Annotated in this window: 32 protein-coding genes; 13 read left to right on the top strand and 19 right to left on the bottom strand. The window is 67.9% G+C overall.

Annotated features, from left to right (window positions below; all coding sequences use genetic code 11):
* Nucleotides 1-20: 20 nt before the first annotated feature.
* Nucleotides 21-317 carry a glutaredoxin family protein gene (locus EV646_RS10610; RefSeq protein ID WP_132146855.1) on the bottom strand — a complete coding sequence of 99 codons (297 nt, stop codon included), beginning with the start codon at nt 315-317 and terminating at the stop codon, nt 21-23.
* Nucleotides 314-1,762 carry a class I adenylate-forming enzyme family protein gene (locus EV646_RS10605; protein WP_132146852.1) on the bottom strand — a complete coding sequence of 483 codons (1,449 nt, stop codon included), beginning with the start codon at nt 1,760-1,762 and terminating at the stop codon, nt 314-316. Before EV646_RS10605 ends, EV646_RS10610 begins: the two co-directional genes overlap by 4 nt.
* Nucleotides 1,763-1,885: 123 nt before the next feature.
* Between EV646_RS10605 and EV646_RS10600 the strand changes: the two genes are divergently transcribed.
* From EV646_RS10600 to EV646_RS10590, 3 genes are all read left to right on the top strand, one after another.
* The gene (locus tag EV646_RS10600; protein ID WP_132146849.1) at nt 1,886-2,767 is read left to right on the top strand and encodes an HAD family hydrolase; all 882 of its coding nucleotides are present in this window, start codon (nt 1,886-1,888) and stop codon (nt 2,765-2,767) included.
* Between the two features lie 13 nt (nt 2,768-2,780).
* On the top strand, nt 2,781-3,353 hold the full coding sequence (locus tag EV646_RS10595) for a sigma-70 family RNA polymerase sigma factor (RefSeq protein WP_241995744.1): 573 nt from the start codon (nt 2,781-2,783) through the stop codon (nt 3,351-3,353).
* 188 nt (nt 3,354-3,541) lie between these two features.
* Complete coding sequence (locus tag EV646_RS10590) at nt 3,542-4,651, top strand: DUF5667 domain-containing protein (protein WP_241995742.1); 1,110 nt, start codon at nt 3,542-3,544, stop codon at nt 4,649-4,651.
* 206 nt (nt 4,652-4,857) lie between these two features.
* Here the strand turns inward: EV646_RS10590 and EV646_RS10585 are convergent, their stop codons facing one another.
* From EV646_RS10585 to EV646_RS10575, 3 genes are all read right to left on the bottom strand, one after another.
* Nucleotides 4,858-5,946, bottom strand: a complete 1,089-nt coding sequence (locus tag EV646_RS10585) for a lysophospholipid acyltransferase family protein (RefSeq protein WP_132146843.1) — start codon at nt 5,944-5,946, stop codon at nt 4,858-4,860.
* The gene (locus tag EV646_RS10580) at nt 5,939-6,946 is read right to left on the bottom strand and encodes an NAD-dependent epimerase/dehydratase family protein (protein WP_479684487.1); all 1,008 of its coding nucleotides are present in this window, start codon (nt 6,944-6,946) and stop codon (nt 5,939-5,941) included. Before EV646_RS10580 ends, EV646_RS10585 begins: the two co-directional genes overlap by 8 nt.
* 67 nt (nt 6,947-7,013) lie before the next feature.
* Nucleotides 7,014-7,115, bottom strand: coding sequence for a 30S ribosomal protein bS22 (locus tag EV646_RS10575; protein ID WP_008356322.1), 102 nt, complete (start codon nt 7,113-7,115; stop codon nt 7,014-7,016).
* 111 nt (nt 7,116-7,226) lie between these two features.
* Between EV646_RS10575 and EV646_RS10570 the strand changes: the two genes are divergently transcribed.
* Entirely contained in the window at nt 7,227-7,886 is a 660-nt protein-coding gene (locus EV646_RS10570) for a class I SAM-dependent methyltransferase (protein ID WP_132146839.1), read from the top strand.
* On the opposite strand, the gene EV646_RS10565 is transcribed toward EV646_RS10570, so the two are convergent.
* Nucleotides 7,883-8,071, bottom strand: a complete 189-nt coding sequence (locus EV646_RS10565; RefSeq protein WP_132146836.1) for a hypothetical protein — start codon at nt 8,069-8,071, stop codon at nt 7,883-7,885. The two genes, EV646_RS10570 and EV646_RS10565, sit on opposite strands and share 4 nt — an antisense overlap.
* 130 nt (nt 8,072-8,201) lie before the next feature.
* Between EV646_RS10565 and EV646_RS10560 the strand changes: the two genes are divergently transcribed.
* Nucleotides 8,202-8,423 (top strand): hypothetical protein, encoded by a 222-nt coding sequence (locus EV646_RS10560; RefSeq protein ID WP_132146833.1) that lies wholly within the window; start codon nt 8,202-8,204, stop codon nt 8,421-8,423.
* On the opposite strand, the gene EV646_RS10555 is transcribed toward EV646_RS10560, so the two are convergent.
* Nucleotides 8,414-10,258 carry an AfsR/SARP family transcriptional regulator gene (locus tag EV646_RS10555; RefSeq protein ID WP_132146830.1) on the bottom strand — a complete coding sequence of 615 codons (1,845 nt, stop codon included), beginning with the start codon at nt 10,256-10,258 and terminating at the stop codon, nt 8,414-8,416. The genes EV646_RS10560 and EV646_RS10555 overlap by 10 nt on opposite strands.
* Before the next feature lie 54 nt (nt 10,259-10,312).
* Here EV646_RS10555 and EV646_RS10550 point away from each other — a divergent pair, with 54 nt between their 5' ends.
* Nucleotides 10,313-11,170, top strand: a complete 858-nt coding sequence (locus EV646_RS10550) for an alpha/beta fold hydrolase (RefSeq protein ID WP_132146827.1) — start codon at nt 10,313-10,315, stop codon at nt 11,168-11,170.
* Here EV646_RS10550 and EV646_RS10545 read toward each other — a convergent pair.
* Nucleotides 11,153-12,409, bottom strand: coding sequence for an amidohydrolase family protein (locus EV646_RS10545; protein WP_132146824.1), 1,257 nt, complete (start codon nt 12,407-12,409; stop codon nt 11,153-11,155). The genes EV646_RS10550 and EV646_RS10545 overlap by 18 nt on opposite strands.
* 61 nt (nt 12,410-12,470) lie before the next feature.
* On the opposite strand from EV646_RS10545, the gene EV646_RS10540 reads away from it, so the two are divergent.
* Nucleotides 12,471-13,001: a MarR family winged helix-turn-helix transcriptional regulator gene (locus EV646_RS10540; RefSeq protein ID WP_241995740.1), complete on the top strand. Its 531-nt coding sequence runs from the start codon at nt 12,471-12,473 to the stop codon at nt 12,999-13,001.
* A gap of 54 nt (nt 13,002-13,055) precedes the next feature.
* On the opposite strand, the gene EV646_RS10535 is transcribed toward EV646_RS10540, so the two are convergent.
* The 3 genes from EV646_RS10535 to EV646_RS10525 all read right to left on the bottom strand — a co-directional run bounded on the left by EV646_RS10535 (nt 13,056) and on the right by EV646_RS10525 (nt 15,081).
* Nucleotides 13,056-13,271 (bottom strand): helix-turn-helix domain-containing protein, encoded by a 216-nt coding sequence (locus tag EV646_RS10535; protein WP_012923942.1) that lies wholly within the window; start codon nt 13,269-13,271, stop codon nt 13,056-13,058.
* Nucleotides 13,272-13,497: 226 nt separating this feature from the next.
* Nucleotides 13,498-14,673 (bottom strand): acetoin utilization protein AcuC, encoded by a 1,176-nt coding sequence (locus tag EV646_RS10530; RefSeq protein ID WP_132146821.1) that lies wholly within the window; start codon nt 14,671-14,673, stop codon nt 13,498-13,500.
* 99 nt (nt 14,674-14,772) lie between these two features.
* Nucleotides 14,773-15,081 (bottom strand): hypothetical protein, encoded by a 309-nt coding sequence (locus EV646_RS10525; RefSeq protein WP_132146818.1) that lies wholly within the window; start codon nt 15,079-15,081, stop codon nt 14,773-14,775.
* Between the two features lie 84 nt (nt 15,082-15,165).
* On the opposite strand from EV646_RS10525, the gene EV646_RS10520 reads away from it, so the two are divergent.
* Nucleotides 15,166-15,738, top strand: a complete 573-nt coding sequence (locus EV646_RS10520; RefSeq protein WP_132146815.1) for a TetR/AcrR family transcriptional regulator — start codon at nt 15,166-15,168, stop codon at nt 15,736-15,738.
* Here the strand turns inward: EV646_RS10520 and EV646_RS10515 are convergent.
* Entirely contained in the window at nt 15,683-16,126 is a 444-nt protein-coding gene (locus EV646_RS10515) for a GNAT family N-acetyltransferase (RefSeq protein WP_132146812.1), read from the bottom strand. The two genes, EV646_RS10520 and EV646_RS10515, sit on opposite strands and share 56 nt — an antisense overlap.
* A gap of 274 nt (nt 16,127-16,400) precedes the next feature.
* Here EV646_RS10515 and trpS point away from each other — a divergent pair, with 274 nt between their 5' ends.
* Both trpS and EV646_RS10505 read left to right on the top strand, forming a co-directional pair.
* A complete protein-coding gene (gene trpS / locus EV646_RS10510) occupies nt 16,401-17,369 on the top strand; it encodes a tryptophan--tRNA ligase (protein WP_132146809.1) in 969 nt (322 codons plus the stop codon).
* Nucleotides 17,366-18,112 (top strand): endonuclease/exonuclease/phosphatase family protein, encoded by a 747-nt coding sequence (locus EV646_RS10505; protein WP_132146806.1) that lies wholly within the window; start codon nt 17,366-17,368, stop codon nt 18,110-18,112. The genes trpS and EV646_RS10505 overlap by 4 nt, the downstream gene beginning before the upstream one ends.
* On the opposite strand, the gene EV646_RS10500 is transcribed toward EV646_RS10505, so the two are convergent.
* Nucleotides 18,098-19,000, bottom strand: coding sequence for a TIGR03560 family F420-dependent LLM class oxidoreductase (locus EV646_RS10500; RefSeq protein WP_132146803.1), 903 nt, complete (start codon nt 18,998-19,000; stop codon nt 18,098-18,100). The two genes, EV646_RS10505 and EV646_RS10500, sit on opposite strands and share 15 nt — an antisense overlap.
* A gap of 4 nt (nt 19,001-19,004) precedes the next feature.
* Nucleotides 19,005-19,361, bottom strand: a complete 357-nt coding sequence (locus EV646_RS10495; RefSeq protein WP_132146800.1) for a winged helix-turn-helix transcriptional regulator — start codon at nt 19,359-19,361, stop codon at nt 19,005-19,007.
* A gap of 50 nt (nt 19,362-19,411) precedes the next feature.
* Here EV646_RS10495 and EV646_RS10490 point away from each other — a divergent pair, with 50 nt between their 5' ends.
* Nucleotides 19,412-19,843, top strand: coding sequence for a TIGR03618 family F420-dependent PPOX class oxidoreductase (locus EV646_RS10490; protein WP_132146797.1), 432 nt, complete (start codon nt 19,412-19,414; stop codon nt 19,841-19,843).
* Here EV646_RS10490 and EV646_RS10485 read toward each other — a convergent pair.
* Nucleotides 19,840-20,547, bottom strand: coding sequence for a hypothetical protein (locus EV646_RS10485; RefSeq protein WP_241995737.1), 708 nt, complete (start codon nt 20,545-20,547; stop codon nt 19,840-19,842). The two genes, EV646_RS10490 and EV646_RS10485, sit on opposite strands and share 4 nt — an antisense overlap.
* A gap of 115 nt (nt 20,548-20,662) precedes the next feature.
* Between EV646_RS10485 and EV646_RS10480 the strand changes: the two genes are divergently transcribed.
* A complete protein-coding gene (locus EV646_RS10480; RefSeq protein WP_132146794.1) occupies nt 20,663-21,859 on the top strand; it encodes an RNA-guided endonuclease InsQ/TnpB family protein in 1,197 nt (398 codons plus the stop codon).
* An 87-nt stretch (nt 21,860-21,946) separates the two neighbouring features.
* On the opposite strand, the gene proC is transcribed toward EV646_RS10480, so the two are convergent.
* Nucleotides 21,947-22,750 (bottom strand): pyrroline-5-carboxylate reductase, encoded by an 804-nt coding sequence (gene proC / locus EV646_RS10475; RefSeq protein WP_132146791.1) that lies wholly within the window; start codon nt 22,748-22,750, stop codon nt 21,947-21,949.
* A gap of 9 nt (nt 22,751-22,759) precedes the next feature.
* Nucleotides 22,760-23,689: a proline dehydrogenase family protein gene (locus EV646_RS10470; protein WP_132146788.1), complete on the bottom strand. Its 930-nt coding sequence runs from the start codon at nt 23,687-23,689 to the stop codon at nt 22,760-22,762.
* Between the two features lie 157 nt (nt 23,690-23,846).
* On the opposite strand from EV646_RS10470, the gene EV646_RS10465 reads away from it, so the two are divergent.
* Nucleotides 23,847-24,881, top strand: a complete 1,035-nt coding sequence (locus tag EV646_RS10465; protein WP_132146785.1) for a DUF695 domain-containing protein — start codon at nt 23,847-23,849, stop codon at nt 24,879-24,881.
* On the opposite strand, the gene EV646_RS10460 is transcribed toward EV646_RS10465, so the two are convergent.
* Entirely contained in the window at nt 24,882-25,619 is a 738-nt protein-coding gene (locus tag EV646_RS10460; RefSeq protein WP_132146782.1) for an ABC transporter permease, read from the bottom strand.
* Entirely contained in the window at nt 25,616-26,341 is a 726-nt protein-coding gene (locus EV646_RS10455) for an ABC transporter ATP-binding protein (protein ID WP_132146779.1), read from the bottom strand. Before EV646_RS10455 ends, EV646_RS10460 begins: the two co-directional genes overlap by 4 nt.
* Nucleotides 26,342-26,367 lie beyond the last annotated feature (26 nt).

Here is a 26,367-nt window from a genome sequence, read left to right as displayed (position 1 = left end):
GAAGCCCGGCGTGACCGTGGTCACTGCCCGCGCCGCCGCCTGAGCCGTTCCATCAGGCCCGGCCGGGCCTCGTCGGCCTGGGTGCCCATCAGTGCCGTCCGCAGCCGGACCGGGTCGACCCGCCAGAAGTCGTGCTGCTTGCCGTCGACGAACGTGACCGGGATCTGATCGCCGTACTCCGAGAAGAGCGCCTGGTCCTGGGTGATGTCGACCTCGGTCCATTCCTCGCCGAGTTCGGCACAGACTTTCACCACGATCGCGCGGGCGTCCTCACAGAGATGACAGCCGGGCTTGGTGTAGAGGGTGACTCTGCTCATCGGTCCGCTTCCCGCAGGCGACCCTTGGCGACCTTCCCGGTGACCGAGTGCGGCAGGTGGTCCACCACCTCGATCTCCACCGGGCACTTGAACCGCGCCAGCCGCGTCCCGGCGTACTCACGGACCGCCGCCGGATCCACCGTCGCGCCAGTTTCCGGTACGACGAACGCCTTCACCGCCTCGCCGGTCTCCTCGGAAGGTACGCCGATCACGGCGGCCTCCCGGACACCGTCGACCGCGACCAGAACCTCCTCGACCTCGCTCGGGAACACGTTGAACCCGGACACGATGATCAGCTCGCGCAACCGGTCGACCAGGAACAGCTCCCCGTCGGCGTCCAGATAGCCGACGTCACCGGTCCGGTACCACCCGTCCTGGTCCGGTCCGTCCACGCCGTCCGGCCAGTAGCCGGAGAACAAGTTCCGGCCGCGGATCAGGATCTCGCCGGGGTCGTCGCCCTCGACGTCTTCGCCTTGTTCGTCGGCGATCCGGAGCTCGACGTTCGGCAGCGGGCGGCCGACCGAGCCCGGCTCGGGGTCGGTCTCGCCGAGGGTCGTGGTGACTCCTGGGGACGCTTCGGTCAGGCCGTACCCTTGGTGGACGAAAAGCCCGGTCTCCCGCTCGAACCGGTCTGCCAGCGCTCGATCCAGAGTCGACGCTCCGGTGAGTACGACCTTGACCGTTCGCAGCGCCTCGCGGAGATCGGACCGGGCCAGGAGTGCCTGCAGTGCGGGCGGAGCCAGCGGCAGCCGCGTCACGCCGTACTTGCCGATCAGGTCGAGGGTGTGGGTCGAGTCGAACCGCTCATCGACGATCAGGGCCGCGCCGGTCGCGACGGTCCAGCCGAGTACGGCGTTCAGTCCGAACGCGTGGAACATCGGCAGCACGCCGAGGACGACGTCGTCGGGGCCCATCCGGTCCTCGCCGAGGGCGGAGAGATTCTTCACGTTCGCGGCGAGCGCCCGGTGGGTGAGCATCGCGGCCCGCGGCGCACCGCTGGTGCCGGAGGTGTAGAGGAGGACGGCGAGCGCCTCCGGGTCGGTCTGCGGAAGTAACGGAGCGTCACCCTGGAGCTCGCCGGCGCGGACCGTCCGGAGGCCTTCGATCTTGCTCGCGAGGTCGCCGCCGGCGACCGCGAGCCGGGCTCCGGAGTGCGCCACGACAGTGTCGATCTCGGACTTGGTGAGACCTGTGTTCAGCGGTACGGCGACCAGGCCGGCGCGAAGAATCCCAAGGTAGGACGTGACGAACTCAACGCTGTTGGCGAGCAGCAGGATCACCCGGTAACCGGGCACCAGACCGGCGGCGGAGAACCCCTGCGCGGCCTTGTCGACGGCCTCGTCGAGCTCGCTCCAGGTCAGCCGCCGGTCGCCGTCGACCAGCGCGAGACGTTCGCCGTGACGTTGCGCTGTGTCACGAAGAATGTCTGCGAAATTGAAGTTCACCAGGTGAGTCTGTCATGTCGGCCATAGCACGGCTTGCCGGGCTTGGGTCGTTTCGTCCATCGCAGGATTCGGTGACGCGGAGTAGGCGACAGGCTGGGGTTCTGTGCCCTAGGGTCCTCTGTCATGGTTGGGGGTTCGTCGCGGGATCTTCGGGCGAGGTCGGTACTGGCGGGGGAAGCCAGTGCGGCGGCGGCCGAGGTCGAGGCTGCGCTGGAGACACCGCCGGTGCGGGACGCGGCCGCGTTCTTCGACGTCGACAACACGATGCTGCAGGGCGCCTCGATGTTCCATCTGGCCCGCGGGCTGTACCGGCGAAAGTTCTTCACGACCGGCGAGATCGCGCGGAAAGCCTTTGCACAGTTGAGGTTCCGGCTCCAGGGTGAAACACCCGATTCGGTCGCCAAGGCCCGGTCGAGCGCGCTCTCGTTCATCGCCGGCCACCGCGTGGCCGAGGTGCAGATCCTGGTCGAGGAGATCTTCGACGAGCTGATGGCCGACCGGATCTGGCCCGGTACGCGCGCTCTCGCCCAGCAGCACCTGGACGCGGGCGAGCGAGTGTGGCTGGTGACGGCCGCTCCGGTGGAGGTCGCGAAGCTGCTCGCCAGGCGGCTCGGACTGACCGGCGCGCTCGGAACGGTTGCAGCGGAGCGTGACGGGATATATACAGGTGAACTCGTGGGCGACATCCTGCATGGCCCGGCCAAGGCGGAGGCCGTCCGCGCGCTTGCGGCGCACGAGGGGCTGAACCTGGCCTCCTGTGCGGCGTACTCGGACTCGGTGAACGACTTGCCGATGCTCGAGCTGGTGGGGAATCCATGCGCGATCAACCCCGACAGCAGGCTGCGCCGCCACGCGGAAGTAGCCGGCTGGCGCATTCGTGACTATCGGACCGGACGGAAGGCGGCACGCCTCGGGCTGTTGACAGCGGGTGCTTCAGGCGTAACGCTCGGTGCTGTCTCAGCCGCTGTGGCGATTCGCGGATGTGTCAGAAGACGTGTCAGTTGAACGGGGAGAAATCTTGACGACGCCGGAGCCAAGCCCGGACGGGATGAGACGTGCGGAGCTCGTCGATCGCGCCCAGGCCGGGGACGTCGGTGCCTTCGGTGAGCTGTACGACGAGTATTCGCTCACCGTCTATCGCTACATCTACGCGCGGGTGTCGTCGTCGGCACTCGCCGAGGACCTGACCAGCGAGACGTTCGTCCGGGCGCTGCGCGCGCTGGACTCGTTCCGCTGGCAGGGCCGGGACTTCGGCGCCTGGCTGGTGACGATCGCCCGGAACCTCATCACCGACCACTACAAGTCCGGAAGGGTCCGGCTCGAGGTGGTCACGGACGAGATCGAGACCCACGACCGGCAGACCGAGGGACCGGAGGTCGACGTACTGGCCGCCGCCACCGCCGAGGTGCTGCGGGACGCGGTCGCGGCCTTGCCCGACGAGCAACGCGACTGCCTGACGATGCGATTTTTCGCCGGCTTGTCGATCGCGGAAACGGCCAGGGCGCTGGAGAAGTCAGAGGGCGCCGTCAAGCAACTGCAACTGAGGGCCGTCCGGCACTTGGCGAAGGTTATCCCCAAGGACTTGAGGTGAGGAGGATGACAACGCATGTCTTCCGTAACCCGTCAGGGAGTTTCTTCGTTTTGCCTGGTGAGGACCTGTCGGTGACCCCGACTGGCCATTGAGGAGAACGAGAACTCATGAGTGACCTACACAGGGCTCGAGCGCGCGCGGAGACCTTCGCGCACGCCGTCGATCACGGGCCCCGTCACTCTTCGCGATTGAGCGACGACCCAGAGCTTCTGGAGGCTGTGGAACTGGTCGGGCGGCTGAGGACCGCCGGAGCAGTGGCACCGCGTCCGGAGTTCAGAGCCGAGCTGAGGCACCGCCTGCTTGAGCAGGCGGCGGCCCGCGCGGCAACGACTCCGACCGTAGTGCGCAGCACTCCCGACCTCTCGGACGACCCGCCAGCCCGCGAGGACGTCGACGCGTCCGTGACAGATATCCGCCATCGTCACGGCCGGCGCATCCGGCTCGTGGCCAGTACCGCCGCGCTGGTGCTGCTCGGAGGTGGCATCGGTTCTGCCGCCGCCGCGCAGCAGGCGATGCCCGGCGACACGCTGTACGGGATGAAGCGCAGCATCGAGAACGTCTCCACCAACGTCAGCGTCGGGGACGACTCCCGGGGCCGGCGCGATCTCGAACATGCGATGACCCGGCTGTCCGAGGTCCGCGCACTCGCCGAGAACGGCGGCGACGTGACCACCATCAACGCGACGCTGGACGACTTCTCCAGCCAGGCACGCAAGGGCGTGTCCCGGCTGGTCGCGTCGTACCAGCAGGACGGTGACACCAGCTCGATCGCGGCGATCACGCAGTTCATCACGAACGCCCGCCAGGCTCTTGGTGAGCTCGCGCCGAAGCTGCCGCCCGAATCCCTGAAGTCCGGGGTGGAGGCGCTGGCGACGATCGAGCAACTTGCCCAGCACACCACCGTCGCCTGCCCGAAGTGTGAGCAGCCGAAGCCGGCCAAGGGCAGCGGTCAGCCGGCGGTGAACACCCCGGGCAGTGAGCCGACCGACCCGAGCAACGGGCCGACCACGGCTCCGACCACCAAGCCGAGCAAAGGCGCGAGCACCAAGCCGGGCAGTACGCCGACGAAGGCGCCGAACACGACGATCGTGGAGGAGTCCAACACTCCCCCGCCGAGTCTGAAGACGCCGCCGAACCAGTCGTCGTCGAACCCGACGACGACCCCGACGGTCGTTCCGACGTTGGCAACCCCAGGCACCCCTTCGTGGCCCTGGCCGTTCCCGTCCCTGAGCGTCCCGACCACCCCCATCATCAACCTCCCCGGCATCATCACCACCCTCCTTCCACCCTGGAAGTAGGCCCAGACACCAAGAAGCCCGGCGCACCCGCGCCGGGCTTCTTGCTTCTCCACCATTTGGCTGGCTAACCCATGAGCTTGTGGGTTCCCCACCTGCATGCCAGCGGGGAACCCACCACCCGACGGGTTGACCCATCGGATGGCGGGCGGAGGTGGGTCAGCGGAAGGTGGTCGGAGCCGGGTCAGCCGAAGGTGGTCGGAGCCGGGTCAGAAGAAGACTGAGCGGCGTTGCATGAGGAGGGCGTACAGGGTCTGCTGGATGGTTTCGCGGACCTGGTCGGTGACGTTGAAGACGAGCATCGGGTCGTCGGCGGCGCCGTCGGCGAAGTCGTCGGTGCGGATGGGTTCGCCGAACTCGATCAGCCACTTCGACGGCAGCGGGATCAGCCCCAGCGGCCCGAGCAGCGGGAAGAACGGGGTGATCGGGATGTACGGCACGCCCAGCAGCCGCGCCAGCGACGCGATGTTTCCGACCAGCGGATAGATCTCCTCCGCGCCCACGATCGAGCACGGCACGATCGGCACCCCGGTCCGCATCGCGGCGCTGACGAACCCACCGCGCCCGAATCGCTGCAGCTTGTACCGCTCGCTGAACGGCTTCCCGATCCCTTTGAACCCCTCCGGCCACACTCCGACCAGGTCACCACGGCCCAGCAGCCGCTCGGCATCGTCGTTGCTCGCCAGCGTCGCCCCGCCCTTGCGGGCCAGCTCACCCACGAACGGCGTCTGGAACACCAGGTCGGCCGCGAGCGTACGCAGCGGCCGATGCGCGTGGTCCGCGACGATCAACTGCGTGACGAGACCGTCCAGCGGCATCGTCCCGGAGTGGTTCGCGACGATCAGCGCGCCGCCGTCGGACGGGATGTTCTCCACCCCACGCACCTCGACGCGGAACCACTTCTCCGCCAACGGGCGCAGCACCGGCAGCAACACCTGGTCGGTCAAGTCCGCGTCATACCCGAACTCGTCGACCTCGTAGTTCCCGCTCAACCGCCGCCGCAGGAACGCCAGCCACTCCGCGACCCGCCGCTCCCCGTCCTCGCCGAACAGTTCGCGCACGACCCGCTCGAGCCCCGCGAAGTCGAGACCGGGAGGAGCCTCGGTGACCGGGGCATCCTCGACGTCCTCGACAACACCGACCGGCTCGGCAGGCATGTCTGTGCTGCTCGCAGGCTTCTTCCGCTTCGAAGAGGATCCGGCGAGGGCGCGGGCTGCCGCGGACGGCGTCGTACGACGGCCGCTGCCACGCCCCGGGCGGCCACCTGAACCGATCGGAATCACCTCGGCATCAGCCACGCAGGGCTCCCAGTCCGGCGGCGAGCAACGACGAGGCCTTGGTGACCGCGCCCGGCCCGAGCGAGTTGCGGAAGTCGTCGAACGCGGCCGCCGTCGTGTACTCCGGCTCGAAGCCGAACTCGGTCCGCATCCGCGTCGTGTCCACCGCCCGCCCGTACGTCAGGAAGGTGATCTGGTCCGGCGAGAAGTCCGCCAGCCGAGCCCGCCGTACGACGGCCGCCGTGCTGGCCGCGGTGAACGACGGCACCCGCAGCGTCGGCCGGCCGAGCCGGCGGATCGCCTGGGACAGCGAGAGGATTCCGTCACCGGCGAGGTTGAAGGTCCCGGGGAGGTCGTTGACGGTGGCGTGGTGGATCGCCGCGACGCCGTCGTCCTCGTGCAGGAACTGGAGGCGGGCGTCGTAGCCGAAGACTGTCGGTACGACGGGCATCGCGAAGTAGCGGGTGATCGGGGAGTTTGTCTTGGGACCGATCCAGTTCGCCATCCGCAGCGTGCTGACGCAGACGTCGGGCCGGCGCCGCGCGAAGCCGCGCACGTAGCCCTCGACCTCGACCGCGTCCTTGCTCAGCCCGGTCTGATGGATCGCCCGCGGCGCCATCTCCTCGGTGAACATGGCCGGGTCGCGCGGACCAGCGCCGTACACGGTGGTCGACGATTTCACCACCAGCTTGGCCACGCCGGGCGCCTTCTGGCAGGCGGCGAGCAGCTGCATGGTGCCGATGACGTTGATCTCCTTCATCGACGACCGGCCGCCGGCGCTGCCTGGCGTCGCCACCACACCGGTGTGTACGACGGTGTCGACACCCTCGGCGGCGATCACCTTGGCGATCACGGGGTTGCGGATGTCGGCCCGGACGAACCGGACCCGGCCCAGCTCGGCGCGTGGTGGTACCACGTCGATGCCGAGCACGGTGCCGATCGACGGGTCGTCGGCCAGCCTGCGGGCACAGCGAGCACCGGCGTCTCGCGAGACGCCGGTCACCATTACCACCTGTGCCACGAGTGACCCCCAGCCAGACAGCAACCCCATACGTCGCCGCGCCGGACCGCCGGCGCGGCGGGAATGCTTACTTGCCGAGCTTGCGGCGCTGCACCCGCGTCTTCTTCAGCAGCTTGCGGTGCTTCTTCTTCGCCATCCGCTTACGGCGCTTCTTGATAACCGAACCCACAGTGGACCTTCCAAACCTAAAGAGAACGTCGGCAAAGCTTACCCGTAGAGCGCTTGCTCAACCTAAAGCGGGCGGATGGGTAGGCTGGAGGCTCGACCTGGGGAGGCTCGGATGAAGGCTCGGTACGACGGTCTGGCCGATTGGTACGAGGCCCGGTTCGTAGCCGGCCGGGAGCCCCATCAGCCGGGACTGCTCGACCTGCTCGGCACCGGATCCGGCCCCTGCCTGGACATCGGCTGCGGCACCGGGCGCAACTTCGAGACCATTCGGGCGACCGGCCGCACTGTCGTCGGGCTGGATTACTCGGCTGACCAGCTCCAGATGGCCCGGAGCCGCACCGACGGCCCGCTGATGCGCGCCGACGCCGCCGTACTGCCGTTCGCCGACGAGTCCTTCGACACCGTGACGGTGATGTGGATCTCCACCGACGTGGACGACTTCGGCAAGGTCCTCCGCGAGGCGACGCGCGTCCTGCGTCCAGGCGGTCTGCTGGTGGCGTACGGCGTACATCCCTGCTTCAACGGCCCGCATGTCGTCTGGGAGGAGAACGGCAGCAGGCTGATCCATCCGAACTACCGCACACCGGGATGGCACGAGGAGTCGCCCTGGTGGGGTGAGGATGGGATCCGCCGGCGCGTCGGGATGCGCCATGCGCCGCTCGCGGAGTACCTGAATGCCTTCCTCGCCACTGATCTGACCGTCGAACGTTTCGAGGAACCTGGCGGGGGCGATGTGCCTCATACCCTCGCGGTTCGCGCGCGGCGGGGTTAGGCGGCCTTGCGGACCGGGATCTGGACGATCGGGTCGGTCAGTACGGCCAGGTGCGGGCCGATGACCGTAGTGGTCTTCTCGCCCGACGTGGTGGTCGCGTAGGCCGCCGGGGTGAAGGCGACGGCGGCGAAGCCCAGGCTGACAATGGTGCCAGCGGCAACGGTCTTGACGATCTTCGTACGCATCAGGATCTCCCTGGAAGTCTGGCACCGGGCTCGTTCCCGGCGATGACTCAATCCTGACCGCGCGCACTGCAACCGCTCTGTGAACAACCTGGGAGCTTCCTGTGAGCGTCAGGCCGCGTACGATCGTCGAATGGCGTATGTGCTGTTTCTCGGCGGACTGGTGGTCGTGCTCGCAGGGCTGACCTGGTTCGCCTCGTGGGCCAAGGGGCGCGGGCACGGCTCGGCCCTTGCCGGCGCGATCGCAGCCCACGACGAGGCCTACCGCACGACCGCTCACCAGTCGCACCACGAGCTGCGTATCGCCGCCGACCGCAAGTCCGAAACTGGCTCACCCGACGACCTTCAGAGGTAGTCCGCGACAGCCCCGAGGCTGAGGAGACCGCTGCCGGCTGCCAGCTCTGCAGCAGCAGGGGTCAGTGCTGCACGCGCCCGCTCCAGCTGCTGCTCGTCACCAAGCTCTCTGGCCGCATGGGCTGTCAGACACCACAGAGCTTCGAGCAGCAGACCGGGCTCCGGCTCCGGCGCCTTCTGCAGCGCTGCAAGGGCTTCAGTACGGCGCTCCTGCGACAGCAGCACCAGCGGTCGCACCCACGGTTCGTAAGGGCCGTAGTCGACATCAGGGACAGGCGCCGCGTGCCGCAACCGCAAGCAGGCAAGCGCTAATGGAAGCAGGCCCACGGAGAGCCCAGGCATGCCAGCACCATCCAGCAAGGCAGCAGCCTCGCAGTACGCAGCCTCTGTATCGAGACGCATCGCGCGATACCACCCGGTGAAGACAGCGACCAGTGGGAGCTCGTGACGCGCAGCCAACGCGTCAGCAGCAGCTGCGGCGTCGTCGGCTGTGCGGAAGTCGTTGAGAGCACTGAGGGACTGCAGCCGGACCAGGTGCCCCAGCACCTCATAGGTGACGAGCCCGTGGCGTTGAGACAGCGCGACAAGCTCGGCGCCGATGGCATCGCGTTGCGGTGCAAGGCCAGCGCGACGGCAGCTCTGCATGAAGACGCCGTTGAGAGCGAACGCCAGCAGACCGGGATCGTCGAGCCCACGCGCGATCTCCTCCGCCTCGCGCGCCGCCTCCGCAGCACGAGGAGCCCGAGAACCACGCGATTCCAGCGCTATCGTCGCCAGCAGCCGAGCACGGGTCGCCGGGTGCTGTTGCCTCGGCAGCGCTCGCTCCGCTGCGGCCACGATCGCTGCCGCCTGCGCGTCATCGTCCGAGCGCGTCCAGATCGCCGGTACGTCGTACGCGCCGATGACTCTGGCAGTCAGGTCGGCATCGCCGAGCTCCTCGGCCGCAGTGACAGCTGCGAGCCGGTGGCGACGCGCCTCCTCGAGCCCACCGCCTCCCGTCACCGCCAGGCTGCGCAGTAGTCCTACCGTCGACTCCAACCTTGCTCTGGGCCCGACACGGCCGTACGCCGCCGTCGCGGCCTCCCACACAGATACAGCTTCGAGGTGGTCGGCCTGGTTGAGGATGTCGGTCTCCAGGCGGCTCAGCGCCGTAGTGGGATCGATGCCGAGCTGGTCGACCAGCAGGGAGCGTGCACGGCGTAGTACGGCCAGAGCATCGCCCTGCTGACCAGTCCGGTAGAGCGCGAGGGCCAGCAAGCGCCACCCCTCCTCACGCCAGGGATGCTCAGTCACATGCGCGTCCAGCTCCGGTACGGCCTCGCCCGCCAGGCCCAGCGCCAGTTGAGCTTCCGCCTGCCGCTCCACAGCTCGCAGCCGCAGCTCAGTGAGTCGCGAGCGTTCCGCCTGCGCCCACCCCTCCTCAGCGAAGTCGGCGTACGCCGGACCACGCCACAACGCCAGAGCCTTCGCCAGTTGCGACAACAGCTCACCAGGCGGCAACGCCGCACCCACAGCATCCTCGAACCGCCAAGCATCGACAGCATCCGTCCGCAAGGCGTATCCAGGCCCTTCGGTCACCAGCAACCGCGCCGGAGTCCGCGGCGCCCGCTCTGGTTCCAGCGCCCGCCGCAGCGAAGCCACAAACGTCCGTACGGCGCTCAGCGCACCATCCGGCGGGTCGAGCCACAGGTCGTCGACCAACCGCGCCGCAGGTACGACGCGCCCCCGCGCAACAATCAGCCGCCCCAGCACAGCCCGGTGCCGCGGCCCCTTCAGGCCAACCGGCTGGCCGGCAGCATCCCAGGCCACCACCGGGCCGAGCACCCCGAACTCCACTCGGCCACGCTAACGCTCATCCATCGCTCATTCGCGACTGGGACGCTGAAGATCATGAACATCAACGGCTTCGATTCCCACCGTGTCGCCGGCGCAGGCGTGACGCTCAATGTCGCGGTCGGCGGCTCCGGCACTCCGGTCGTGCTGCTGCACGGATTCCCGCAGACCCACCTGATGTGGCGCCACGTCGCGACCGACCTCGCCGCCGACCACACCGTCATCTGCCCGGACCTCCGCGGCTACGGCGCCAGCGACAAACCATCCGACGGCTACTCGAAGCGGGAGATGGCGGCGGACATCGTCGAGGTTGCCCGCAACCTTGGGCACACAAAGTTCGCCCTGGCCGGTCACGACCGCGGTGCGCTGGTGGCCTTCAGAGCGGGGCTCGACCACCCGGATGTCATCACGCACCTGATGTGCCTCGACGTCCTCCCGACCCTCGACATGTGGGACGTGATGCACGGTACGAGCGCCGCGGTCGGCTTCCACCTCTACTTGATGGCCCAACCTCCTGGCCTGCCCGAGGAGCTGATCACCGCCAGCGCGGACACGTTCTTCGACCACTTCCTTACATCCTGGGCGAAAGAAAGCAACGCGATCCCCGCTGAAGTACGCGCGGCCTACCTGGACGCCTGCCGCGCCGCGGTGCCGTCGATCGTCGCCGACTACCGAGCCTCCGCCACGATCGACGTCACCCACGACGCAGAAGATCGGGCCGCCGGCAACACCTTGCGGATGCCGCTCACAGTGATCCAGCAGGACTGGGGCGCCGCGCTCGGCTTCGACGCCGCAGCCCTCTGGCGAGCCTGGTCTTCCGACCTCCACCACCAGACCACCACCGCCGGTCACTTCATGGCCGAGGAATCCCCCGCGGAGATCACCACAGCCATCCGATCACTGCTGAAGCGTTAGATAGGCCGCCGACTCGGTCAACGCATCCACCGCAGCCGGAAGGGAAGCAGACACCAGCGAACCATCCCGCTTGACCGCCGTACCGGAGACCAAGACTGTATCCACGTTCCCCGGGTGCGCGGCGGTAACGACAGTCGCGATCGGATCATGCAGTCCGCCGACCAGATTGATGTCCGTACGGCGAAGCAGCACGACGTCGGCCTTGTTGCCGATAGCAAACGATCCGACGTCGGTCAGGCCGAGCGCGCGAGCGCCTTCCAGCGTGGCGATCCGCAGTACGTCGGCTGCCGTGAACGTCTTGTAGCCAAGGGCAAGGAGTGCGTGCATCGCGGAGAACATGTCGCCGGACCCGCTCGTCACCACGTCGATCCCCAAGCCGAAGTTGACCCCGATCGCGTGCAGCCGGCCGGCCAGCTGATCACCCATCTCCATCCGCGCTTCGACGGACGGCGTGACCGAGACAGCCGCACCCGACTCCGCGATCAGCTTGAACTCGGAGTCGGGCAGGTTGTTGCCGTGCACGTACAACGTGTTCGGCCGCAACAGCCCCGCATCCCGCAGCCGCGTGATCGGATCGACGGACACCGCACTGCTGCTGATATGGACAGCCACCGGCACACCGAGTGAGTCGGCCAGGTCCCAGTCCGCACGGACGACCTCGAACGGCGCATACGACGGACCGATTGCAGCCACCGCCATCGTGATCCGCTCCGACGAGCGATCCATGATGCGCCGCATGCCGTCCGGGTCGACCGGCTGACCGCTCAGCGGCGACGGCCCGTAGCCGAAGACGGCACGGATTCCGCTGCTGCGCAAGGCATCCAGTGCCGCGTCGGCATGCTCCTGCGACGACTGCACGTGCAGATAGTCCTGCACCGTGGTGATCCCGGCATTCAGGCATTCGAGCGCGCCGACAAGGTTGCCCGCAGCAACATCCTCGGCGCGGAAACGCGAACCGTACTTTCCGATCACCTGCTCGAGGTAGACCCCCAGATCCGCATCGACCGTGCTGCCGCGCAAGGCCGTCTGCCACAGATGCCGATGCGTGTCCACGAACCCCGGCAGCACGATCCGCTCCGTCGCGTCGACGACCTCGACATCGGCCGCCTCGGCATCCGCGATCAGGTCCGGCCCGACCGCCGCGATCCGCCCGTCCTCGATCAGTACGTCGGTCTCCGGGCGAGCCACGACCTCAGGCTCGGTGTCGATGACCACGCCACCCCGCAACAACCTGCGCATGTAGACTCCTCAGAAGAAAGCTTTCTTAAAAGCTATCACCAAAGCCTCTTAGACTGTCAACGTGGAAAGCGAAGGTGATCCGGTCGACCGGTTGATCGCCGCGTGGGAGCGGGAGCTGCCGGCGGTGCTGTATCCGACGAGTGAGCTGACCAAGCGGATCATGCTGCTCTCGGGCGAGCTGAACGAGGCGACCCGGCTGGTGTTGCGCGATCTCGGGCTCACCACGGCGGAGTTCGACGTGATCGTCACGCTCCGGCGGTCAGGAGCGCCGTACCGGCAGAAGCCGTCGGATCTGAGCCGGAGCCTGCTGCTGTCCTCCGGCGGCACCAGCAATGTGACGAATCAGCTGGTCCGCCGCGGCCTCGTCGTCCGCGAACCGGACCCGGACGACGGTCGTGGCACCCAGATCCGCCTCACCGACGAAGGCGTCGCCCTGGCCGAAAAGGCCGTCGCGGCCAGCGCCGCCGCCCACGACGAACTGTGGACCGACGTCCCACCCGAAACCCTCAAAGCAGCCGCCGAGGCCCTCCGCGCCCTCTCCACCCCTGGCCGCCAAGCCACCCGCCCCCGCCACACCCAGTCTCGAAGTTGAGCAGACAGCGAAGCGGCCGGGTCCTAGGGAGGATCCGGCCGCTCGCGGTTGTGGTTATCCGGCTTGAAAGAAGGCGCCCTTGAGGTAGTCATGCACGGCGTCCTCGGAGACCCGGAACGAACGTCCCACCCGGACGGCGGGCAGCTCACCGGAGTGCACCAAGCGGTACACAGTCATCTTGGACACGCGCATGGCCGTGGCGACCTCCGCCACGGTCAGGAACTTCACCTCGGCGAGCGGCTGCTCACCACCGGACTTCTTTGATGCCATTTGCGCACCGCACTTCCAGCACGGATCGTGCGCCGGCTTCCCCTCCGGCACCTCCGCCCGTGCATACAAAGAGCGTAGTGGCTGTTGGTACGAATGGGAAAGAGGGTGTCTTGTGTGACTAGCGTCCCGCGCCGGATGGCCTCTGAGTGACTGCGGCGTCCAGGTGCGTGCATCGGGGTGCTTGCATGGGCGTCGCAGGCGCCAGAGGACATCCGGCGCGGGACGCTTAATACGACGGGTCGAGACCGAGCAGCGGGAAGCTGATGTCGCGGGTGGCTTTGATGGAGCGGTCGAGCCAGGTGTCGGGGTTGTAGCCGGTCGACCAGTCCGTGTACGCGGCGTCCCGGCCGTCCGTCATCCGCATCGGCGCAACCCGCGCGAACCGGATCTTGACGTCCTCACGCCACGACTCCGGCACCAGCGTCTGTGGGTCGATCGGATTGCCGGCGACGATCGCGAGCAGGTGGCTCCAGGCCCGCGGTACGACGTCGATGATCGCGTAGCCGCCGCCACCGGTCGCAATCCATTTCCCGCCCGCGACCTCGTGCGCGAGATCGTGCAGCGCCAGGTACGCCGCGCGCTGCCCGTCGACGGATTTCGTCAAGTGGGCCAGGGGATCCTCGACGTGCGAGTCACACCCGTGCTGCGTGACCAGCACCGACGGGCCGAACGCTTTCACCACGTCCGGCACGATCGCGTGGAACGCCCGCAACCAGCCGGCGTCGCCCGTCCCCGGCGGCAGCGGGATGTTGACCGCCGTACCTTCGGCATCCGGCCCACCGGTCTCCCCCGCGCTCCCGGTGCCGGGGAACAGTGTGGTCGGCGACTCGTGCAGGCTGACGGTCAGCACTCGAGGGTCGTTGTAGAACACCGCCTGTACGCCGTCACCGTGGTGCACGTCGACATCGACGTACGCGACCTTCTCGGCGCCGTGATCGAGCAGCCACTGGATCGCGATGGCGGGATCGTTGTAGACACAGAAGCCGCTGGCCCGGTCCGGCATCGCGTGGTGCAGGCCGCCGGCGATGTTCGCGGCGTGCAGTACGTCGCCCTCCCACACCGCGCGGGCCGCCTCGACCGAGGCGCCGACCACCCGCGCGGACGCCTCATGCATCCGCGCGAAACAGTAGGTGTCCTCAGTTCCGAGCCCATGCAGCGGATCCGGTACGTCGGGATCGTCTCCGGCCCGCTTGACCGCGGCGATGTATTCGTCGGTGTGCACGGTCCCGATCACCGCATCAACGGCGATCGAGGACGGCACAACCTTCAGTTCGTCGAGTACGCCGAGCGCCCGGGCAAGCCGCACCGTCAGATCCACCCGCACCGGACTCATCGGATGCCCATGACCGAAGTCGTACGCCGTCAGACTGTCGTCGAAGACCAGCATCGCCTCACCGCTCATCCGCGTCCTCGCTTCGCTCCGGGCGCGGCTGAGCGCTTCGCCGCACTGTGCTTGACGATGAACTCGCTCCGCTCGTTCATGCACCCGACCCTAGCCGTGTTAGCGCGGCATTGGCTTTCCGAACCTGGCATTCAGACGGTAAGCGCCACGCTGGGCGTGAAAGACAGCCATGACCAGCACGCCGGCCGCTGCCGCGATCAGGGCAGCCCTCGAATGCTCGCCGACGTGGGCTGCCGCGGTCAGCAGACCGGCGATGACGAAGGCGGCCCAGCCGCCGATCGCGTTGGCGGTCGCAGAGTTTCCGGTCAGGTTCGGGTACTCGCGGGCGGTGATGCCCCGGATGAAATGCGGGATGCCGTTGGCGCCCATCAGCCCGGCGAGGAAGGTCAGCACGATCGTCTGGGTCATGGCTCGCTCCATTTCAGTCTACGTGTGTTGACTGAAATGTAGCCCGGCGACCGGCATTGAGTCAACGGACGTAGACTGAACGGCATGACTCGTGCGGAGCAGCGGCAGCGGACGGAGCAGCGGATCGTGGCGGCGGCGCGGCAGCTGTTCGGCGAGCAGGGGTACGAGCGGACGACGATCCGCGCGATCGCCGCGGCGGCGGACAGCGATGCGGGCCTGGTGATGCGGTACTTCGGCTCCAAGGAGAAGCTCTTCGCCCAGGCGGCCGCGATCCCGAGCGACGGCCCGATCGAGGGGTCGCCGGGCGAGATCGCCGGACAACTGACGTCGGCGCTGTCGGCGAAGCTGGCGGATGAGCCGACGGCGGCGCTGGCCGCGTTGCGGGCGATGTTCAGCCATCCCGAAGCGGCTGCGGAGGTACGCGCGGCGATGACGGCTCAGCAGCGGCAGGTCGCCGACCAGTTGACGGGCGAGGACGCCGTACGGCGCGCTGGGGTGATCGGTGCGTTGACACTCGGGCTGGTCATCGGGCGTCATCTCGTGCGCCTGGACGGGCTGGATGCATCACCGGACGAGCTCACCGAGCTGGTGGAACCTTTGATCAGAGATCTTTGCGGAGCAGATGGTTCGAGTGACCGGGCGGGTAGTCGTGCTTGACGCCGTACTCGATGTAGCCGGCCTCGAGGTAGAACTCCAACGCCTGGAAGTCGAAGGTGTTCAGGTCGGACCAGCGGCAGCCGCGGCGACGACCCTCCGCTTCGATCGCGGCCAGCAACGCCGACCCGATGCCGCGCCCACGGCAGCTCGGATCCACCCACATCGTGTCGACGGTGAGCCAGTGCCAGACGCGTTCGACCCGGCCCGCGCAGCCGCCGATCAGCGCGCCGGTGTCATCGGTTGCGAACACGTGCACCGGCTCGGATTTCAGGTTCTCCGGCCTGAACCGCTCCCGCACGACGGCCGACTGTTCCTTGTTGAACTCGACGAGCCGGTCGGTGAGCTCATCCTCCAGGCCCTCGTCGACCCCCACCTGTAGCCGCCACATGACTTCAATTTAGAGCGGTGGGCGCGGGCACCCCTCCAGGCCGCGCCAACCGCATCTGCAGACGTTTCATCGCCCGATGACCACTTGGCGTTACAGAAACTTCCGGAGAGTTACAGCCGCTCCATGGAGTACCCTGGGAATGTGAACGCGAATCTGCAGCTGTGGTGGGCCGTCTAGGGCGGCTCCGCGTTCACGCGCATCCATGAGGCCGCCTCGCCGAGGCGGCCTTTTTGATGCCCTCGGTGGGGCTTTCACACACCGAAAGGGCACAACCATGACCTCGCTTTCTGGACTTACCCCGTCCGGCCGGCTGACGCTGGGCAACCACCTGGGCGCCTTGCGCCGGTTCACCGACCCGGACGGGTACTACTTCGTCGCGAATCTGCACGCGATGACGACCAAACACGACCCACGCCGGCTCGCCGCCCTCACCCGGGAATTCGCGACGCTGATGCTCGCGGCCGGCATTCCGCCAGGCACCGTGTTCGTCCAGTCCGACGTACCGGCGCATGCACAACTCGCCTACCTGCTGGAGTGCACGTCGTACGTCGGGGAGCTGTCCCGGATGATCCAGTACAAGGAGAAGGGCCGGGGCAGACCGATGACCCGCGCCTCGCTGTTCACCTACCCGTGCCTGATGGCCGCGGACATCCTGCTGTACGGCGCCGAGCGGGTGCCCGTCGGCGGTGACCAGGACCAGCACGTCGAGCTGGCCCGCGACATCGCGATCCGGTTCAACCGTGAGTACGGCGACACGTTCGTCGTACCGGAACTCGCCAAAGCCGCGCTCGCGATGCGGATCAAGGACCTGGCCAACCCGACCGCGAAGATGAGCAAGTCCGACGCCGACGACGCGGTCGGGACGATCCGGCTGCTCGATCCGCCGGACGTGATCCGGCGGCAGATCATGCGCGCGGTGACGGACTCCGGGAACGAGGTCCGGCACGACGAGGCGGCAAAGCCCGGTGTCACCAACCTGCTGGAGATCCTGGCCGCGTGCACCGATGGCGACCCGGTCGAGCTGGCGAAGTCGTATTCGTCGTACGGCGAACTCAAGCAGGACGTCGCGGACGCGGTGCTGGCGGTGATCGAACCACTGCAGAAGGAGTACGCGCGGCTCGCGACCGACCCCGGCGCAATCGACCAACTGCTGGCGCAGGGCCGCGACCGGGCGATCGAAGCAAGCCAGCCGACCCTCGACGCGGCGGTGCGCGCAATGGGTTTGGCAGGATCGGCACCATGAAGATTCGCGCCGCCACGTTCAACATCCGCAACTCCTCCGCGCCGGACGGCGACAACGCCTGGCCGGTACGGCGGAACGCGACGGTGGCGGCGATCGAAGAGCTGGACGCTGATGTGGTCGGGCTGCAGGAAGTGTTGCCCGACCAGCTCGAGTACCTGCGATGGCGCTTTCCGCGGCACGAGATCGCCGGCGTGGGCCGGGACGACGGGATGAGTGCGGGTGAGCACTCCGTCGTCCTGGTCCGGCCGGGCGACTGGCGGATGGAGAAGCACGAGACCCGCTGGCTGTCCGACGATCCGGACAGGCCGGGCTCCGTCGGCTGGGACGCCGACCTGACCCGGATCGCGACACTGGTGTGGTTGCGGCACGTGAACGGTACGACGATCGGCGTCGCGAACACGCACTACGACCACGCCGGGCTGATGGCGCAGCTCGAGTCGTCCCGGCTGCTGGCTCGGTGGACGTCCGGTGAACTGCCCTGGATCGTGATGGGCGATCTCAACGCGACACCGGATTCGCCTCCGCTGAAGGCGTTGATCGAGGCCGGACTCCGGTACGCCGTACCGGCCGAGGCCGGTGGCAGTTGGCACGACTTCACCGGTGCCACCGACGACGAGCGGATCGACCACATCCTCGTTACCAAGAGTTGGAAGGTGCTTGAGGCAACGGTCTCGCATTTCCGCCCGGGCGGCCGGTTGCCGAGCGACCACTGGCCGGTGGTCGCGACCCTAGAACTTGGCTAGCACTTCTTCCCGCAGACGCTCGAGCGCATCGAAGCGCCGGTTGCCGGAGCCGAGGAAGTGGTCGGGAACGAGGAGCTCGTCGATCCCGGCGGCCGGGTACTGCGCGACCGTGTCGAGGACCTCCTGCGCCGACCCCATGATCACGTGCGCCCCGCGACCCTCGAGCCGCTCCTTCCGCTCGATCGCCTCGGTGTCACCCGGTACGACGACCTCGAGGAACGTCTGCGCGGATCGCCGTACTGTTCCCGGGTCGCGGCCGATCTTCTCGCAGTGCTTGGCGAAAACCTCACCCTTGTGCGCGGCGAGATCCGGCTTGCCCCAGTGGTTCCACTCGTCGGCGTACTTGGCAACGATGCCGAGGGCAACTTTCTCGCCGGCGGCGCCGATCAGGATGGGAAGATTGGCCGGCTTCGGCTCCAGCGGGGCGCCGGCGAGCTGGTAGTAGGTGCCGTCGAAAGTCGCCCGCTCTTCGGTGAGCAGCCCCTTGATGACCTGGCACGCCTCCTCGAACCGCGCCAGCCGCTCACGCACCGGCGGCAGCTCGATGCCGTAGACCTCGTGCTCGTTCACCTGCCAGCCGGCGCCGATACCGAGGACGAAACGGCCGTCGCTTACCTGGTCGATCGTCGCCGCCTGGTTCGCGACGACGGCGGGATGACGGTAGGTGTTGCCCAGCACCATCGAACCGATCCGCACTCGCTCGGTCCGGGCCGCCAGGCCGGCAAGCAGCGCGAGACATTCGTTGACGGGGACGGACAGGTCGTCGCTGTTCTGCATGAAATGGTCGGCTATCCAGACGCCGTGCCACCCGGTGCGTTCGGCGTACTCGGCTCCTTCGAGCACTTCCTGCCAGGTCCGGGAGGCGGCGGGCCACAAAGAAAAGTCCATGACGTCATCCTCCCTCCTGGGCGGCGAGCACCGCTTCGCCGTTCTCCTCGGCCCACATCGTGAGCATCCGGACCGGACCCATCAGGGTCCGGCCGAGGTCGGTCAGCTCGTACTCGACGCGGGGTGGGACGCCGCCGAAGTCCTGCCGGTCGACCAGCCCGTTCGCCTGCAGCCGGCGCAGGGTCTGGGTGAGCACCTTCTTCGAGATGCCGCCGATCAAGGTGATCAGCTCCGAGTGCCGTCGCGGGCCGTCGTTCAGTCCCCACAACACCACCACGGCCCACTTGTCCGCGATCACCTCGACGGCCAGCCGCGCTGGGCAGTCGGCCAGAAACACGTTCCCCGGATCCAATCCGTCCACGGCGGTCAGGGTACCCAGAGGTTCCCACGGCGGTGCCTACCGTCTGCTGCATGAACGCTCTTCCGGAAAGCACCCACCGGCTCTTCACCGAGCCCAAGGACGTCACCGTCATCACGCTCGATCCCGACGGCTCACCCCAGGCGTCGATGGTCTGGGCCGAACGCGACGGCGACCAGCTCCTGATCGGAATCGAACCAAAGCACCGAAAAACCAGAAACCTGCAACGCGATCCGCGCGTCACCCTGGTCGTCCAGGACGACCGCCGCAGCCCTCGCGGCCTCACGCAGTACCTGGTCATCCGCGGCACAGCCACACTCGAAGGCCCAGGAATCCCGCAGGAGTACAAGGCCCTGATGGACAAACAATCCCTGCGCTACCTGGGCAAACCGGACTTTCCGTACGGCGACGGTGTCTTCGCGAACCACATGATCGCCCGCATCACGGTCGACCGGGTGCTGGGTGAAGGGCCGTGGACCGCCTAGACCACGATGTGCCAGCGCACGAGGAAGGCGCCGATCGAGAGGACTAGGTAGGTGAAGACGAGGAGGGTGCCGATGCCGGGGCGGGGGCGGTGGCGGCGGGCGGGATGGGAGGCCGACTGCTGCCGGAGGGCTTCCATGACGGCGGCTACCTCGGCGGTGCGGTCCTTGGGGATACCGTTGATCTCGCTCTCGTCCTCGCCGCGGACCAGTACGACATTGTCGTCGCCCACCTCGATGCGGTCGACGTCCTGCCAGGCAAGGCTGCGGATCAGCATGCTGGTGCGGGCACGGAGGGCAGTCGCGGTTAGCTCGACGCGGTAGAGGACCACGCCGCCGGCGACGCGGACAACCGAGGCGCCGATGATCACGAGCAGCGCGACGGCGAGCATGTCGCGGGCACCCATCCAGAGCCAGGAGTTCAGCGCCGGTACGGCGACGAACGGGATGACGAAGAGCACCCACGCCCACCACGGCGCCGGATCCAACGGCACCCGCCACGGCAACTCCGGCACCGGCCCAGCAACCGGCGCCACAGCGTCTTCGCCGGAGTCGGTGATCGTGGACTGCTCGAGCTGCTGCGGCTCGGGATCGACAGGGCGACCTTGGTGTTGGGCAGATGGCCCGTAGGAGTCGTGCGCGGGCGCGACAGGGCGGGACGGGTCGGACGCGCGCGTGGCGGCCGGATCCACCGAACGATTACCCATAAGCGGGACAATAGTCGACTGATCGGATCGGCCGCGTCGAAACCCCGTCCTTTCAGGCGCGGCGGCACCTTTTCGCGGTTCGAGACTGTCGGTGGCGACTGATTAGGTACGTGGCATGTCCAGGTTCCGGCTGTACCCGACGCCCACGCAGCATGCTGCGTTGCTGGAGCAGTGCGGACATGCCCGGTACGTGTGGAACCTTGCGCTTGAACAGTGGTCGATGTGGACCCGCGACAGGGCACCGACCCCAGGCTTCACCGAACAGTGCCGCCAGTTGACCGAGGCGCGAGCCGCGTCCGACTGGCTGCGGGTTGGGTCCCAGACCGTGCAACAGCAGGCGTTGCGGGACTTCGCCCAGGCCGTCAGAAACTTCTACACAGGCACCCACCGGCGGCCGACGTGGCGTAAGGCAGGTGTGCACGAGGGGTTCCGCATCGTTGGTGCCCAGGCGTCCCGGATCGTCAAGCTGAACCGGAGGTGGGCCAAGGTCCTCGTCCCCAAGGTCGGCTGGGTACGCCTCCGGCTGTCCCGTGCCGTACCGAATTCGAAGTCGTACCGCGTCACCTGTGACCGTGGGGGTCGCTGGCACCTCGCCTTCGCCGCCGTGCCGCCGCCGATCCCCGCGCCGGGAACAGGTGAGGTCGTCGGGGTGGACCGCGGCATCACCGTCTCGGCGGCCCTGTCGACCGGAGAATTGCTGGCCTGTCCAGGATTGTCGGAGACCGAACACGCACGGCTGAAGCGCCTGCAGCGCCAACTAGCCCGCTCTCGACGCTGCTCGAACCGGCATGAGCGGGTGCAGGCAGCGATCGCCAGGCTGCATGCACGAGTAGCCGACCGGCGTAAGCACTGGGTGGAGGAGACCAGCACCGACTTGGCGCGGCGGTTCGACGTCATCCGGGTGGAAGACCTGCGCATCCCTCAGATGACCAGGCGCCCCAAGCCGAAACTCGATCCCGAACGACCGGGCAATTACCGGCCGAATCGTCGCCGCGCCAAGGCCGGACTCAACCGGGGCATCTTGGCCCACGGCTGGGGACTGCTCGTCCAGCGCCTGGAGGACAAGGCGCCGGGACGGGTCGAGAGAGTCAAACCTGCGTACACGTCGCAGACCTGTGCAGTCTGCCAGCATTGCGCGCCGGAGAACCGCAAGAGCCAAGCGGTCTTCCGATGCGTGGCTTGCGGACACCAGGCCAACGCGGACGTGAACGCAGCCATCAACATCGCGGCCGGACAGGCCGTCAGCGCACGCCGAGAGACGCCACCAGGGGTCTCACCGAAGCGTGAACCTCAACTCACTACCTCCGCGTAGTAGTTGGAATCTCCGCCACTTACGGCCGGGAGGACGTCAAGGCAGGAAGCTGCGGCGATAACCATAACTGTGACCGCGCCGCAGGTGTTACTCGGCGGCGAGGGCGCGGGAGCGGTTGCGGGCGGCCTCGATCGCCGACAGGAACGCGGCACGGACCTTGTGGTCTTCCAGCTCGCGGATGGCGGCGGCCGTCGTACCGCCGGGAGAGGTCACGCGCTCACGCAGCACGGTCGGGTGTTCACCTGTCTCCCGCAGCAGCTTGGCCGAGCCGACGACGGTCTGTACGACGAGCTCCGTGGCGGTGCTGCGCGGGAGACCCATGTGGACGCCGGCTTCGATCATCGACTCGACCACGAAGAAGATGTACGCCGGGCCGGAGCCGGAGATCGCGGTGACAGCGTCCTGCTGCTTCTCCGGGACGCGGATCACCCGGCCGGTCGCCGCCAGCAGGCTCTCCGCCAGCTCCAGGTGGCTCTCGTCGCAGTGGGCTCCGCGGGAGATGGCAGCCATACCCTCATCGACCAGAGCGGGCGTGTTCGGCATCACTCGGACCACAGCGACGCCCTCAGGCAGCCGGGACTCGATGAAGCCCGTCGTGATGCCGGCGGCCAGCGAGACCACAGTCTGGGCCGGGCGGACCGCAGGAGCGATCTCGGCGAGCAGATCGGGCATGTCCTGCGGCTTCACGACCAGCACGAGGGTGTCCGCCTTTGCCGCCGCGTCCACGTTGGTGACGACGTCAACGCCGTACCGCTCGCGTAGCTCGGTGGCACGCTCCTCCCGGCGCTCGGTGATCAGGAGCTCCTCCGGTCGCCGCCCGGCCCTGATCAGCCCGGACAGCAACGTCTCCCCCATCACACCGGCCCCAAGAATGGCCACCTGGTTAGTCATGCCCACAGGTTACTTCTTGCTGATCAGCGACCTGGCGAAGAACTGGAGGTTGGCTGGGCGTTCGGCCAGGCGGCGGACCAGGTAGCCGTACCAGTCCTCGCCGTACGGGATGTAGACGCGGACGGTGTGGCCGTGCGAGGCCAGGCGGAGCTGCTCCTCGGGGCGGATGCCGAAGAGCATCTGGTACTCGTAGCTGCCCGGGCGGCGGCCGGCGCGGTCGGCCAGCGAGGCGGCGATCGCGATCAGGCGCGGGTCGTGCGACGCGATCATCGGGTAGCCGGCGCCGTTCATCAGGACCTTCATCGCCCGGACGTATGCCTTGTCCACAGCCCGCTTGTCCTGGAACGCGACCGACTCCGGCTCCTTGTACGCGCCCTTGCAGAGGCGGACCCGCGAGCCGGCGTAGGCGAGGTCGACGCAGTCTGACTCGGTACGGCGCAAGTAGGCCTGCAGCACGGCGCCGGTCTCCGGGAAGTCCTGGCGGAGCTCACGCAGGATGCCGAGCGTGGAGTCGGTGGTCGTGTGGTCCTCCATGTCGAGGGTGACCGTCGTACCGGCGTTGCGCGCTGCGAGGCAGATGGTCCGCGCGTGCTCGAGCGCGATCTTCTCGCCGTCGCCGGGCAGCGCCTGGCCGACGGCGGACGGCTTCACCGACACCTCGGCGTTCTTGGTCAGGCCGGCGTCGGACAGCTGCTTGAGCAGCTCCAGGTACGCGTCCGCGGTGGCGGTCGCGGCGGCCAGGTCGGTGACGTCCTCACCGAGGTGGTCGAGGGTGACGTTGAGGCCGTTGCTGACCAGCTTCTCGGTGGCCAGCACGGCCTCCGGCGCGGTCTCGCCGGCCACGAAGCGCGCGACGATGCCACTGGACACCGGCAGCGACGAAACGGCCTTCTTGATCTGGTGGCTGCGGGACATGCCCAGCAGGATTCGCCGAAGCACTACGTGTTCCTCCTCATCAACCCACCATTTGCCAGTGGTGTCAGCAGGTTACGCGCCTGGACCGAAGGCCCATAATCGTGTGGCCAGGACCACACCACCGGACCCACTGGTTCGGTCACGATCCGTGCTCGCACCCATCTCGCGAGAGGATGCGAGTATGCCCATCTTCAAGCGTCGCAAGCGAAGCACGGTGGACGTCGACCCGATCGGCGCGTTCTGGTCCTGGTGGGCCGACGCCGGTGCGGCGCAGGTGGCGGACGCGATCGCTCGCCAGGAGCCGAAGGAGTCGAGCGCCGTCCTGAGCGACTGGATCGGCCGGATCGACGAGGACCTCGAGTGGGAGCTCGGGCCTGGCCTGCACGCTCAGCACGTGCTGATCGTCACCGCGGCCGGCAACCCGAGCCGCCGGGCAGTCGCCCGGCGCTGGCTGCGGGCCGCGCCACCGTCGGACCACCTTTGGGAGTACGCCGATCTGCGCCGGCCGGGCCCGGTGTTCACGATCAAGTTCGAGGGTCTGCCGCCGATCCCGATCGACGACGCGGTGGTGTCGATCGAGCCGGACGCGGCCTCGATCCACGTCGGCGTCCACCACCCGGTGTTCCCGGAGCTGCCGATCGACGTCCAGCGGCGGGTGACGTTCCTGATGCTCGACCTCGTGCTCGGCGAGGAGATGGTGGAGACCTGGGTCGGCGCGATCGACACCCTGACCGATGCTCCGACCGACGCCAAGCCGATCGCGACGCTGCTCCCCGCGGTCGCCGGGTTCGCGGCCGAGCACACGCTGGAGGACGGCAGCCCGGCCTGGAAGATGCTGGAAGGCGTCCGCGACGGGCATCGGCTCATCGCCACCGCCGAATACCCACTGCGCTCGATCCGCCGTCCGCACCTCGACACCCACGTCGGCGTATCGATCGGCTATCCCGTCCACCGTGAGGACGGCCTGCCCGAGTCGGAGATGCTGGACGAGCTCCGCCAGTTCGAGGACCACCTCACCGACCGCCTCGGCGGCTCCGGCAACCTGCTGGCCCACGAGACCTCGGCCGGCATCCGGATCCTGCACTACTACGTCGACGGTACGACGCCCGCCGGCGAGCAGCTGAAAGCCGCCGTGAACGGCTGGCCCCACGGCCGCGTCACCGTCACCATCTCGCCCGACCCCGCCTGGGACAACGTCTCCCACCTCTCCGGCTGATCACGCCGTACGGCGTTTGAGGGTGGCGGCGCCGAGGCCTAGGGCGGCGAGGATGAAGGCGGTGACGACCAAGGCGTCGCTGCCGGCGCCTTCGCCGAAGCCGTTGCCTCGGGCAACACCTGCGACGGCGTCGACGGCGTACGAGAGCGGGAGTACGTCGGACACCGCTTTCAGCACACCGGGCAGCTGGTCGCGCGGGACGAGCAGCCCGCACAGCAGGATCTGCGGGATCATCACGGCCGGCATCATCTGGACCGCCTGGAACTCGGTCGCCGCGAACGCGCTGGCGAACAGTCCGAGCGCCGTACCGAGAACACCGTCGAGTACGGCGACCACGCCGAGCTGCCATGCGGCGCCCTGGATGTCGAGGTCGAGCGCATAGAGCGCGATCGACACGACCACCAACGCCTGTACGACGGCGATCAATGCGAACGCGAGCGCGTAGCCGAGGAGGAAGTCCAGCTTCGCCATCGGCATCGTGAACAGCCGCGACAACGTGCCGGTCGAGCGCTCCCGCAGCGTCGCCACCGAGGTGACGATGAACATGATGATCGACGGGAACACCGCCAGCAGCGGCCCGCCGACTCGGTCGAATGTGGCCGGCGAATCGGTGAACATCCACCACATCAAGCTGACCAGCAGAGCAGGCAACACGATGAGCATCGCGACTGTCCGGTGGTCCCGGCGCAGCTGTCCGAGGACTCGCGCGGCGACAGCAAAGGTGATCCGGGGTGTCATCGCTGAGCACCTGCCTTCCGGTCGATCAGAGTGAGGAACGCCTGCTCGATGTCGACGGTGCCGACCGAGTCGAGCAAGCCTTGCGGGGTGTCGTCGGCGAGCAGGTCGCCGTCGCGCATCAACAGCAGGCGGTCGCAGCGGCTCGCCTCGTCCATCACGTGACTGGAGACAAGCAGCGTCGCACCGTCCGCGGCGAGCCGATGGAAGAGCTCCCACAGGTCGCGCCGGAGCACCGGGTCGAGACCGACGGTGGGCTCGTCTAGCACGAGCAGCTCGGGCGTGCCGAGCAGAGCCGCGGCGAGCGACGCCCTCGACTCCTGACCGCCGGACAACTGCCCAACCTGTACGTCGGCATGCGACCGGAGATCCACGGCGTCGATCACCCGATCGACGTCGCTCGACGGGACCCCGAGGACCGCGGCAAAGAAGCGCAAGTTCTCGGTCACCGTCAGATCCCTGTACACGCTGGGCTCCTGGGTGACATACCCGATCCGGCCGCGCAACTTGGGCGCTCCAGCCGGCAGTCCGAGCACCTCGACGTCGCCCGTCACGCGGGCCTGCAATCCAACGATCGACCGGATCAGCGTCGTCTTTCCACACCCCGACGGCCCGAGCAGCCCGGTCACAGTCCCGGCCGCGAGATCAAACCCAACTCCATGCAGGATTTCCCGCCCACCCCGCACCACCACGACGTCCCGGCACGTCACCGCGTTTTTCATCATGTGATGAATTTAGCGCGCAGAAGCCT

Origin of the sequence: Kribbella antiqua, assembly GCF_004345665.1 — a bacterium.
Classification (GTDB): Bacteria; Actinomycetota; Actinomycetes; order Propionibacteriales; family Kribbellaceae; genus Kribbella; species Kribbella antiqua.
Note: the sequence above shows the minus strand (reverse complement) of the source record. Positions and strands in the feature narration are given on the sequence as shown.

What these genes read in the sequence shown, in the direction of transcription:
- EV646_RS10535 (WP_012923942.1), bottom strand. Translation starts at nt 13,271, where the DNA reads ATGGCATCAAAGAAGTCCGGTGGTGAGCAGCCGCTCGCCGAGGTGAAG.
- EV646_RS10460 (WP_132146782.1), bottom strand. Translation starts at nt 25,619, where the DNA reads ATGACACCCCGGATCACCTTTGCTGTCGCCGCGCGAGTCCTCGGACAG.
- EV646_RS10520 (WP_132146815.1), top strand. Translation starts at nt 15,166, where the DNA reads ATGACTCGTGCGGAGCAGCGGCAGCGGACGGAGCAGCGGATCGTGGCG.
- EV646_RS10545 (WP_132146824.1), bottom strand. Translation starts at nt 12,409, where the DNA reads ATGCGCAGGTTGTTGCGGGGTGGCGTGGTCATCGACACCGAGCCTGAG.
- EV646_RS10610 (WP_132146855.1), bottom strand. Translation starts at nt 317, where the DNA reads ATGAGCAGAGTCACCCTCTACACCAAGCCCGGCTGTCATCTCTGTGAG.
- EV646_RS10505 (WP_132146806.1), top strand. Translation starts at nt 17,366, where the DNA reads ATGAAGATTCGCGCCGCCACGTTCAACATCCGCAACTCCTCCGCGCCG.
- EV646_RS10600 (WP_132146849.1), top strand. Translation starts at nt 1,886, where the DNA reads ATGGTTGGGGGTTCGTCGCGGGATCTTCGGGCGAGGTCGGTACTGGCG.
- EV646_RS10455 (WP_132146779.1), bottom strand. Translation starts at nt 26,341, where the DNA reads ATGATGAAAAACGCGGTGACGTGCCGGGACGTCGTGGTGGTGCGGGGT.
- EV646_RS10525 (WP_132146818.1), bottom strand. Translation starts at nt 15,081, where the DNA reads ATGACCCAGACGATCGTGCTGACCTTCCTCGCCGGGCTGATGGGCGCC.
- proC (WP_132146791.1), bottom strand. Translation starts at nt 22,750, where the DNA reads ATGACTAACCAGGTGGCCATTCTTGGGGCCGGTGTGATGGGGGAGACG.
- EV646_RS10515 (WP_132146812.1), bottom strand. Translation starts at nt 16,126, where the DNA reads ATGTGGCGGCTACAGGTGGGGGTCGACGAGGGCCTGGAGGATGAGCTC.
- EV646_RS10560 (WP_132146833.1), top strand. Translation starts at nt 8,202, where the DNA reads ATGGCGTATGTGCTGTTTCTCGGCGGACTGGTGGTCGTGCTCGCAGGG.
- EV646_RS10565 (WP_132146836.1), bottom strand. Translation starts at nt 8,071, where the DNA reads ATGCGTACGAAGATCGTCAAGACCGTTGCCGCTGGCACCATTGTCAGC.
- EV646_RS10530 (WP_132146821.1), bottom strand. Translation starts at nt 14,673, where the DNA reads ATGAGCGGTGAGGCGATGCTGGTCTTCGACGACAGTCTGACGGCGTAC.
- EV646_RS10570 (WP_132146839.1), top strand. Translation starts at nt 7,227, where the DNA reads ATGAAGGCTCGGTACGACGGTCTGGCCGATTGGTACGAGGCCCGGTTC.
- EV646_RS10465 (WP_132146785.1), top strand. Translation starts at nt 23,847, where the DNA reads ATGCCCATCTTCAAGCGTCGCAAGCGAAGCACGGTGGACGTCGACCCG.
- trpS (WP_132146809.1), top strand. Translation starts at nt 16,401, where the DNA reads ATGACCTCGCTTTCTGGACTTACCCCGTCCGGCCGGCTGACGCTGGGC.
- EV646_RS10490 (WP_132146797.1), top strand. Translation starts at nt 19,412, where the DNA reads ATGAACGCTCTTCCGGAAAGCACCCACCGGCTCTTCACCGAGCCCAAG.
- EV646_RS10485 (WP_241995737.1), bottom strand. Translation starts at nt 20,547, where the DNA reads ATGGGTAATCGTTCGGTGGATCCGGCCGCCACGCGCGCGTCCGACCCG.
- EV646_RS10500 (WP_132146803.1), bottom strand. Translation starts at nt 19,000, where the DNA reads ATGGACTTTTCTTTGTGGCCCGCCGCCTCCCGGACCTGGCAGGAAGTG.
- EV646_RS10480 (WP_132146794.1), top strand. Translation starts at nt 20,663, where the DNA reads ATGTCCAGGTTCCGGCTGTACCCGACGCCCACGCAGCATGCTGCGTTG.
- EV646_RS10550 (WP_132146827.1), top strand. Translation starts at nt 10,313, where the DNA reads ATGAACATCAACGGCTTCGATTCCCACCGTGTCGCCGGCGCAGGCGTG.